The organism is Alkalihalobacterium alkalinitrilicum (genome assembly GCF_002019605.1).
Lineage (GTDB): Bacteria > Bacillota > Bacilli > Bacillales > Bacillaceae_F > Alkalihalobacterium > Alkalihalobacterium alkalinitrilicum.
The window spans coordinates 3,783,569-3,793,207 of record NZ_KV917368.1 but is presented as its reverse complement, the minus strand read 5'-3'; the positions used below and the strand labels follow the sequence as shown (position 1 = coordinate 3,793,207).

Here is a 9,639-nt window from a genome sequence, read left to right as displayed (position 1 = left end):
AATATTCAAACCTTCACCTGGAATCGCTTTTATTAGGTTTCCTTGTGCCAAGGATGGATCAAAGTAACCGCGGAGTTCCGCTAATTGCTCAGGAAAGTCATCTCCGGTACTTCCCAAGTCGCGTCTCAATGCACGAGCAGTCCCCTGATCTGTACCGGGTGCCCGCCCCAGACCAAGGTCAATTCGCCCAGGATATAAGGATTCAAGAGTGCCAAACTGCTCAGCGATGACGAGCGGAGCGTGATTCGGCAGCATGATTCCTCCTGAACCAATCCGGATTTTTGATGTACCGGCTGCCACATGGGACATCACCACCGAAGTGGCGGAACTGGCGATGAACGGCATATTATGATGTTCAGCAAGCCAAAAACGGTTGTAACCAAGTTTTTCAGCATGCTGTGCGAGTTCCAATGTGTGGCGGAAAGAATCTGCAGGAGTACTTCTGGCTGTTATCGGTGCAAGATCCAGCACTGAGAATGGAATTTCGTTTAGTTTAATTGCATGTTTAGACATAAGTTCATCTTCTTCCCTTATCCAATTTTATTAAAAACTAATCTCCTACTGGAATTTCATGAGTCGGAAAGTAAGGCAACACAAACTCTCCAAGCTCCTGTATGACTTCCTCGGGAGGGCGCTTTGAAAAATACAAAACAAAAGCCAGGTGATTGACACCAATGGATTGAAATTGATATAAAATTTCTAATAACTGTTTGCGTCCTACACGAAATCCTAAAGGAATCGGAACAGGTAACGCATCGGGATTTTCCGATAAATCAATAAATAAAGTCTGAGTGAAAGGTTTAAACACTCCTGGGGCGTGAATTTCCGACAACTCGCGATACTCGTTAATCAATTGAGTTTGTTGTGGGATAGCCCTCGGGTAATGGATCCAGCCGTCCCCATTCTGGGCGATCCATTCAATCGATTGATTGCTGAATCCTGTCACCATGGTCGGAATCGAGGAAAAAGGCTTGGGGATCATTCTCATATCCGTTCCATCGATGACGCCTAAATCGCTGTTGATTGTCGGACTGTCCTCCTTTAACAGCCGTTCAAGGAATGCATAATTCTTTTTAAACAGCCCTCCACTTTCGAGCTTGGATATTCCCAAAGCTGTGAAATCTTTATCCCGGTCTCCTGAAGCCACTCCCATGATCAGCCGTTCGGGAAACAACTGGTCAATAGATGATGCTTCCTTTGCAACTCTGACAGGATGGCGCAGAGGGAGGACCACACTAGCCGTCCCAAGTGCAATATCCTTGGTATGGGCCGCAAGATAGGTCAAATAAATCCATACATCATACATTTGACCATTATCATCAATATTCAAATTCTGAATCGTAACGTCCCGAAGCCACAATGCCGCGAAACCATGGTCTTCAATTTTGCGGGCAAGCGACAGCTGATTTTCCATTATCGGATATTTGGACATCTTTGCCGTCGGAATCGCAAAACCAAGCGTCATTTTACCCTTTTGGTACAACCTGTTATATGCTCGATGCTGTAATAAACTCACTTTAATTCTCCTTAAATTTTTGTACCAATGTATTTTTCGAACTTTTTAATCGTCTCCTCATTACGGCGATAATACGTCCATTGTCCGATTCGCTTTATTTCAACAAGTCCGCTTTGCAGCAGAATTGATAAATACTGTGAAGTAGTGGATTGTGATATCCCCGCCTTGCTTCGGATATCCCCTACGCAAACCCCGCCTTCAAATCCTTCATCAGCAATAATATGGGCTTGCGGTGAAAAATGACTGTCGGGATCTTTTAACATTTGAAGAATGCTCACCCTCGTCTGGTTCGACAATGCCTTAAAAATTTCAACGGCTTGTTCATCATTTAAGCGTTCCAATTCCTGCTTCAATGTCATTTGCCTCTTTCTATATCAATTATCACTATCCCAATGGAAGCTGGATAGATGATCTGAAAGCATCATGCCAAATCGGTAATTCCCGATATTAATATATTAGCCATCTGGTCCTTCCAAATCAAATGATTTGTTTCGAAGGAGATACGGCGAAAAGCTCCCATCTTAAAAAAGACCACTAAAAAACCTGCAAATAACAGGTTTTTTCGACGGTTCCGCCACTCCATCTTTGAACTTATTCCATTATTTTTAGCTTATACACTTCTCTATTTGATACAAGGTCTGCAATATTGTTCCTATATTCGTGATAATGAGCCGACTGAATATGGTATTCCAGCGCTTCCTCATCCTTCCACACTTCATATAAAACGGAAGTTTGGTCTTCAGATTGGTGCAAGTCATACTTTATACAACCTGCCTCTTTCCTTGATGCCGCTTGTACCTTTTTGAGTTCTGATAATAGTTGCCCCTGCAGGCCTTCTTTTGGTTTTAATACAGCAGTAATTACAATATGCTCCATTTTCATCCCCCTTAATAATGAGTAATTTGTCTTTCTTTTATAAAGTTTTTAAGGTGGCAGTGGAGTTTATGTCCCTCCCAGCATCGTGTAAAAAATTATACCCTTTTTAATCTCTAATCCGCTTCAATTATGTAAGCTTTTAACTGTTTAACTCTTAACTTTTTTTAGTTAGGCTTAAATTAGTAAAGGACTTGATACACATTGATAAAACCTCATAAGCGGCGACCAAATCTGTGCCTTAATAAAATATAAAAATAAGGACGTTATTAAAATTTATGCCTCCCACGAACTTTCTCGGTTCACTCGGCGGAAAGCCTTTGTAAAATCCAAAGATCACTAAATCTCCCTCTCGATTAAAGTCACCTCAGTATAAAAATTAATCCGTTATTCCTATGTACAAGTGAAATACTGCTTACCTCCATCACCTTTCATAATAAATCAGTTTCCCATAACCCAAGCTGGCCTTTTGCTGGGATACGTTCATTCAAGATCCTCATGTCTTGAACCTCCCAAGCATATCCTCCCACATTAAAGTCTCCCAAAAAATAATCATTTCCTGATACGATTTGTCCATTTTCCAGGACTGCTGATGTCTGATTTTTCTCAGTTATCTTCAGACAATTTTCAAGCCGGCCTACAGCAATGATCATTCCGGTTGGAAGGGTCTCTTCTGTATATCCATGCTTACCGAGCAGCGAACGGATGGCCACATGCCTGCAGACAGCCTTATCTATTTTTTTACTTGTATGAATGGCCAGCGGCCCGCGATAATTTGTTTTCCATGACCTTGTTTCAAATTCATTCTCTCGAAGGACAAAAAGACTTGCCCAAGGCTGAATCATAGATAATACCTTCACTCTCCCGGCCACCAATCTATAAAGTTTCGTTTGTCTTATCGTGTCCGTAGGGAAGAATATTATTAGCAAAAAGGGGGTGGAACTCTGGAAAAACGTATGTCCTTCCCGCTTGCTGTAGTTGACGCTGCTAAAAAAGCAGTTTCAGACCATGCAACAAAATCTTTTATCATCGGCTATCGTTTATCGCCTGAAGAAAGAGATAATCCTGGCATCACCTTGGAAGATACATTGCAACTAGTGGACCAGGACCTGGATTATCTCCATATTTCTGTCGGCGGCTATTGGAACGGATCAATCCGTGATGATAACGATCAGGCATCCCGAGTTGGGGGGCTCTTGCACAGTTTCCCGAGCGTAAAAACTCATTAATAAGAGAATCAAAAGTAATTTTAAACCCAAACGAAGATATAGCACTAAAAAGGAAAAGTAATACTTCCGTTAAGGTTAAGGAGGAAATAGAACGCATTAAAATTGTCACAGGGAATTATCCGAGCATCTTAACAACTATTCAATATAATAATACTACTTATGTCCAAGCTCCTGAAGATGACCATGAAGTTAATAATTGGAAATGCAGACGAATTTTTAACTGTCAAGATAGGACAATTTTACAATGCTTGTTTAAACAAGAATGTAAAAAGAAGAACGATTTTCCTTTACAAAAAAGATATATTGTAGCTGATTATTGGCATGACGTAGGAAGATTACGTATTCCTTGGTCAAAAGTATGTCCAGAGTCAAAAAAAAGCACTAAGTTAAGACTTGGGAGTAGACATCCCGAATTGCCGTTAAGTAAAAGAGAAATAAGAGAGATTATGGATAAATTAAAGAAAATGACAGAACGCCAGGACCGAGGCCTCAATTTAAACAATACATTATGCAGGAATACCTAGTATTTTGCTCACAAATCAAATAACTACCTTACAGTGGTTTATAAATCCCTTCTATTAAGTAAAAGGATATACAAAAATTAAATTATCACGGGGAAGCAAAGCTAAATATCTTTCATAAGATAAGGTTTAGTAAGAAGCTTAGAGGTAGACCTGATATGGAAAAGGGTGGAGCAAGGAAATAGAACCTGCTCCTTTTTTAATATTGTTGTCTTACCTGTTTTTGGGGCTGCTGCGTTTTACCAGTATTTATAATTTTCACTCCAAAAGATATACCAATCTACCTTTTTTATAATGTTTTTAATAAACCTTTTCCTTCATAAACTAAAATCTTTTAATAAAATCAAGTCTTCTGGGTGACCAATACTTTGCTCCCATAGTGAAATCCTTAATCCCCTATGCTCTAAAATCTTCCTTACAAACTTCCATTCTGATTTACTATTCTCCAAATGAGGTTTTGCTAACAATTCTTTACAAGTTTGAACATCACTTTAATGTAACTTTAATTCTTCTTTTGTGAACTCGTGATAGGGTTCGAATTTCGTATAAGAAAAATAATTGTATCCTCCCGTCTCTACCATCCAGACAAATTGTTCAAGCGCATCGTTTATAATTTCAACTTCTTCTTTCACCTTTTCTTTAATTAATTTTTCTTCCAACCTACTCACTAAGTTTCCCTCAATAATTCCGTTATCCAATTCGTCATATCGCGTTCTAGCATCATACCCCATTTCTTGCATATATTTTTTAAGTATCTGTTCAATCGTCCAAAGTTGCCCATTAATCGACAAGACTGTTTAGGATATCAACCAATAGTTTTTAAGCAATAAAACTGCTAAAACACTGCTGCATATTTGTATGCTATTCTACTAATATCAGTCACTAGGAGGTTAGAATATGACCGAAGAACAGTTAACTTTACATTTGAATGCTATCGGAAAGGGAGTTTTTGTTTCGAACTTTTATAGCTTTAAAAGAATGAATATACACAAAGCAACAAATTCAGAAGTAGCATTTTTGATAAATGAAGAATTCACCTTAAAATCCAAACAATCTCGAACTGCAAAAGCAAGAAAATTCTTTGAAAACAATATGGAAATCGAGGCATTAAAAGTGTTTATTTCAACTAATAACAGGACTATTTTTTCCTTAAGAGAAAAAGCTATGGAAATACTAGCACAAGAATTAATCAATAGCCAAAATACTTGATTTAGAAAGGAAGAGGAACTTGAACCTATTTGAATATCAAAGGCAAGAAGAAGACCATTATACTTATATTCTAATGTACATATTAACGTATGATAATTGTAAAATACTCCCTAATTTCTTACATAACCTTATCCCATCACAAGCACAGATGATGAATTTTACTGTATTAATAACTAAAACAAGAACAAAACATTGTCCTCAAAATATAAAGGGTGTGGAGTATATTATTGGGATTGCTCCATATAAAAAAGCCCTTCCCCATAATCCTCTTGTAGACAACAGTGGTTCGATACCCGATGCTTGGGTCTGTGGAAAAAACTTTAATTTATTATTCGAATTCAAGATAAGAGGAAGCCTAAATGAAGGGCAAATAAATGCACATAAACGATTGTTACATTATCCAAATATAGAAGTTATTCGATTGAATTGGGATATAGTTTTTAATGCACTCCATAAGTTAGATACACAAGATACTATATTAAATTATCTCATTCAACAATTCATGGAACTTAAAACAAAATTTCAGTCTAAACGTCAATCTTCTGGGATGCCAAAAGGAATTATTGGGCATGTGAACAAAGATAATGAGTTGTACTTTAAAATTACAGGCAGTAAAGAGGTTAAGCCCTATCGAGTTGAAAAAGTCTACTTGGAAAGTCAAGAGCTATTATCCTCAGAACTAAAAGGCATTCAGAGCGCTAGAAGGTTTATTGCTAGCTATGTTTATGAAAATCAAAGTAAATTACCTTTGCAATATATTGGGGGTGGGGAAGAAACTGTTGTAAACGATTATTGTGTAGTTCCTGGCAGAGCAGAGAAGAAGAACCAATGGAATCAATGGCGTATAGGAGCAATTTTGAAATTGTGTTAATTTATAATTCATATATTTTTTCTAATCTTAACACTTCTTCTAGTTGAGGACCAAAAAGATATTATAACGATTTTAGATTTACAGTTTGTCTAAAGTCTGTTTATCGACTCTAAATAATATTTTATGCTTTACCATCACTTGTGGTACGGTTCTCCACGATTGATCCTAAACGCCCGATACACCTGCTCTACCAAAATCAATCGCATCAGCTGATGGGGAAACGTCATCTTTGAAAACGATAACTGTGCATTCGACCTCTTTAAGACCTCCTCACTCAGCCCTAACGACCCACCGATAATAAAAGTAAATTTACTTTTTCCATATGTAGCCAATTTGTCCAATTCACTAGCTAGTTGCTCCGATGACATTTGCTTGCCTTCGATTGCCAGTGCGATGACGTGGGCATCGGGATGGATTTTTGCTAAAATTTTTTCCCCTTCTTTTTGTTTGATTTGTTCCATTTCCGTTACACTTAGTTGTTCAGGTGCCTTTTCATCTGGAACTTCCACAATTTCAATTTTCGCATAGGCACTTAATCGCTTTATGTATTCATTGATTCCCATCGTTAAATATTTCTCTTTTAGTTTTCCTACTGTAATAATTGAGATATTCACAGGTACTCTTCTCCTTCTGTTTCACAGTTATCCACATAACTTATCCACATATCAACATATTTGTCCCATTAATCGGTGATACTGTACGTAGGATGTTGTTCGCAAAATGAACATGTTGTGGATAACTTTTGTTGTTCCGATAACACTTCCATGTTTGGAGCTGCTTCACATTCATCAATTATGTGATCCATTGCTATTTCTACATGTTCTTTACAAGATAAATACTTCATATTTCATAACTCCCTTCACAAACCCGTTCAATGTGTTTTTTTAGCCTTTTATTATAACATATCCTATCGATCTCCATGTTACTTGTGAATAATTAAAATTTCCGCTCAAAAGAATGTGGATATCTCGTTAAGACTAAAAAAGCAAAGAAGATTGGCTCTCCTTTGCTCTTATCCACAATATCTAATTAAAAACTTTGTTGTTCTGCTAGTTGTACTTGAAGAGTTTCTTTTTTTCCTTCTCGATAGTACGTTACTTCAATTTCGTCACCAATTTTGGTATTACTGTATAGATACTTTCGTAAATCATGTGTATTTTCAATTTCAGTTCCATCAATTTCGACGATCACATCATATTCTTTTAGACCTGCACGTTCTGCTGGAGACATTGGAGCCACACTCGTTATAAAGGCTCCTGCTTTCACTTCTGCTGGTAACTTCAATGTTTCTTGCCAATGATAGCCTGGAATTTCTGATAACGATCTAATTCCAATACCCATTTGTGGACGTTGCACTTCACCGAAACGTTCGAGATCTTCAATCACAGGAATTGCAACCGCGGTTGGAATAGCAAAACCAATTCCTTCTACAGCACTTTGGTTGATTTTCATCGAATTAATGCCAATAACTTGGCCTTGAATATTAATTAATGCTCCACCGCTGTTTCCTGGGTTGATCGCTGCATCAGTCTGAAGAACTTCTGCATGCCAATCCACTTGTCCATTTCCTGTTAAATCAACAGGAATACTTCTTTCTTTTGCACTTATGATTCCTTGTGTTACTGAGCTTGAAAAACGAAGACCTAGTGGATTACCAATCGCAATCGCTGGTTCGCCAGCTCGTAATGTTTCAGAGTTACCAAATTCAGCAACTGTTGTAACTCCTTCATCATCAATTTCAAGCACTGCTAAGTCGGTAATTACATCGGCACCAAGGACGTTTGCTTCCACACGAGTACCATCAGCCAAACTCACTTCGACTTGTCTTGCGCCATTAATCACATGATGATTGGTTACGACAAATGCTTTTCCGTTTGCTTTTTTATAAATAACACCTGATCCAGTACCTTCATTGATCTCTTCTGACCAAAAACTTGATTGCTGCAAGTTAATCACACCAACAACTGCATCTGATACTTTTTCAACTGCGTCTGTAATGTCAGTATTTACAGATACATTGACGACTTGCTCTAGGCCATCAGGTGTTGTTTCAACAACTTCTCCAATCGGTGTCTCTCCTTGACCGACTTCATAAGGAAGAAGGCCCATTTGTGAGAGAGCAGGAACTGAAAAAAGGACAATTAAACCTCCAATAACAGCACCTACAAAAGCTGACAGACCTAATCCTTTTCCGTTGCGTCGCTTTTCTCTCGTTTCAGTAGAATAGTGTTCGTCGTAATATCCCATGTCTGCCACCATCCTTTTATTTATGAATTGTAAAGTTATCATTACCTATAGTTTTATTATATTAGCCATGAGTAAAAAGTCTACATAGGAGGCATACTTTTGAATATTTCACACACTATCTACTAGATTTCCCAAAAAAGAAGAGATTGAAACGAAATTTGCAGTTGAGTCATTAGTCTTAATTCATTTTCATATTCGCACCAAAGGCTCACTCACATACTTTAATTAAAGGTATCTGCTAAAAAACAAACCATTTAGCCTAAACATAGTCACCAAACATGATGAAAAAGAGCGAGACAGTCTATGTCTTCGCTCCTTCAATATAAAAGATTAGTAGTTTAAGTTATATTTTAATTATTTTTTTACCTATACTGCGTTAAGTTCTGTTGGTTTTTCAGGGTCAGTATCATATAAAGTAAACTGGTGACCATGGCCACAGTCTTGTTCATCTAAGATTTGACTGACTGTCATTCTTGCTAAGTCTTTCATATTGTTATCTTTACTTAAATGTGCTAAATACACCCGTGAAGTTTGTTCTCCTACAACATCAGCTAGAGCATACGCTGCATCTTCATTTGAAACGTGGCCAACATCACTAAGAATTCGGCGTTTTACACTCCATGGATATCTTCCCATTCGAAGCATATTCATGTCATGATTCGACTCAAAAATAAATACATTGGCATTTTTAATTGTTCCTTTAATTCGCTCACTAACATACCCCATATCAGTGGCGAGTACTAACTTTTTCCCAGCATGATGAAAAACATAAAACATCGGTTCAGCCGCATCATGTGAAACACCAAACGATTCTACTTCAAGATCGCCAAAAGGTCGCACTTCTTCCCGTTCAAAATGGAACTTTTGTTCTGTTGAAATGGTACCTAAGTTTGATTCCATCGCATCCCATGTTTTTGCATTTGCATAGATAGGAAGATTATACTTTCTAGCGAGTATACCGACTCCTTTAATATGGTCACTATGTTCGTGAGTGACGAGTATAGCATCTAACTCTTTCGGATTGCATCCAACCGATTTTAGTAGCTCGTCCATCTTTTTTCCACTTAAACCAGCATCAACAAGGATTCGTTGTTGATCTGTTGCTACGTAAAGTGCATTGCCTGAGCTGCCACTCGCAAGGACACTGTATTGTAATGTCATATCATTCACTCC

Annotated in this window: 12 protein-coding genes and 1 pseudogene; 3 read left to right on the top strand and 10 right to left on the bottom strand. The window is 37.8% G+C overall.

Features of this window, described 5'->3' with window-relative positions:
• The 5 genes from BK574_RS18475 to BK574_RS18455 all read right to left on the bottom strand — a co-directional run.
• Positions 1–513: MsnO8 family LLM class oxidoreductase (locus tag BK574_RS18475; RefSeq protein ID WP_142248086.1), on the bottom strand; the 513-nt coding region annotated here is incomplete at its 3' end.
• A gap of 37 nt (positions 514–550) precedes the next feature.
• The gene (locus tag BK574_RS18470; protein WP_078429589.1) at positions 551–1,516 is read right to left on the bottom strand and encodes a TIGR03571 family LLM class oxidoreductase; all 966 of its coding nucleotides are present in this window, start codon (positions 1,514–1,516) and stop codon (positions 551–553) included.
• Positions 1,517–1,527: 11 nt separating this feature from the next.
• Positions 1,528–1,875, bottom strand: a complete 348-nt coding sequence (locus BK574_RS18465; protein ID WP_078429588.1) for an ArsR/SmtB family transcription factor — start codon at positions 1,873–1,875, stop codon at positions 1,528–1,530.
• Positions 1,876–2,107: 232 nt separating this feature from the next.
• Positions 2,108–2,392: a putative quinol monooxygenase gene (locus tag BK574_RS18460; RefSeq protein WP_078429587.1), complete on the bottom strand. Its 285-nt coding sequence runs from the start codon at positions 2,390–2,392 to the stop codon at positions 2,108–2,110.
• Positions 2,393–2,820: 428 nt separating this feature from the next.
• On the bottom strand, positions 2,821–3,249 hold the full coding sequence (locus BK574_RS18455; protein WP_078429586.1) for an ASCH domain-containing protein: 429 nt from the start codon (positions 3,247–3,249) through the stop codon (positions 2,821–2,823).
• A gap of 75 nt (positions 3,250–3,324) precedes the next feature.
• On the opposite strand from BK574_RS18455, the pseudogene BK574_RS18450 reads away from it, so the two are divergent.
• Positions 3,325–3,573: pseudogene (locus BK574_RS18450) on the top strand (oxidoreductase); the annotation flags it as partial.
• Between the two features lie 1,057 nt (positions 3,574–4,630).
• On the opposite strand, the gene BK574_RS18440 reads toward BK574_RS18450, so the two are convergent.
• Complete coding sequence (locus tag BK574_RS18440; protein ID WP_078429584.1) at positions 4,631–4,930, bottom strand: hypothetical protein; 300 nt, start codon at positions 4,928–4,930, stop codon at positions 4,631–4,633.
• 106 nt (positions 4,931–5,036) lie between these two features.
• On the opposite strand from BK574_RS18440, the gene BK574_RS18435 reads away from it, so the two are divergent.
• The gene (locus BK574_RS18435; protein ID WP_078429583.1) at positions 5,037–5,348 is read left to right on the top strand and encodes a hypothetical protein; all 312 of its coding nucleotides are present in this window, start codon (positions 5,037–5,039) and stop codon (positions 5,346–5,348) included.
• 73 nt (positions 5,349–5,421) lie between these two features.
• Positions 5,422–6,219, top strand: coding sequence for a hypothetical protein (locus tag BK574_RS18430; RefSeq protein WP_238458044.1), 798 nt, complete (start codon positions 5,422–5,424; stop codon positions 6,217–6,219).
• A 134-nt stretch (positions 6,220–6,353) separates the two neighbouring features.
• Here BK574_RS18430 and rlmH read toward each other — a convergent pair whose 3' ends face one another.
• The 4 genes from rlmH to BK574_RS18410 all read right to left on the bottom strand — a co-directional run bounded on the left by rlmH (position 6,354) and on the right by BK574_RS18410 (position 9,627).
• Positions 6,354–6,833 carry a 23S rRNA (pseudouridine(1915)-N(3))-methyltransferase RlmH gene (rlmH, locus tag BK574_RS18425; protein WP_078429581.1) on the bottom strand — a complete coding sequence of 160 codons (480 nt, stop codon included), beginning with the start codon at positions 6,831–6,833 and terminating at the stop codon, positions 6,354–6,356.
• A gap of 68 nt (positions 6,834–6,901) precedes the next feature.
• Positions 6,902–7,063, bottom strand: coding sequence for a CxxH/CxxC protein (locus BK574_RS18420; RefSeq protein ID WP_075385164.1), 162 nt, complete (start codon positions 7,061–7,063; stop codon positions 6,902–6,904).
• Positions 7,064–7,248: 185 nt separating this feature from the next.
• Positions 7,249–8,466 (bottom strand): S1C family serine protease, encoded by a 1,218-nt coding sequence (locus BK574_RS18415; RefSeq protein WP_078429580.1) that lies wholly within the window; start codon positions 8,464–8,466, stop codon positions 7,249–7,251.
• A 366-nt stretch (positions 8,467–8,832) separates the two neighbouring features.
• On the bottom strand, positions 8,833–9,627 hold the full coding sequence (locus BK574_RS18410) for an MBL fold metallo-hydrolase (protein ID WP_075385162.1): 795 nt from the start codon (positions 9,625–9,627) through the stop codon (positions 8,833–8,835).
• Positions 9,628–9,639: the final 12 nt, after the last annotated feature.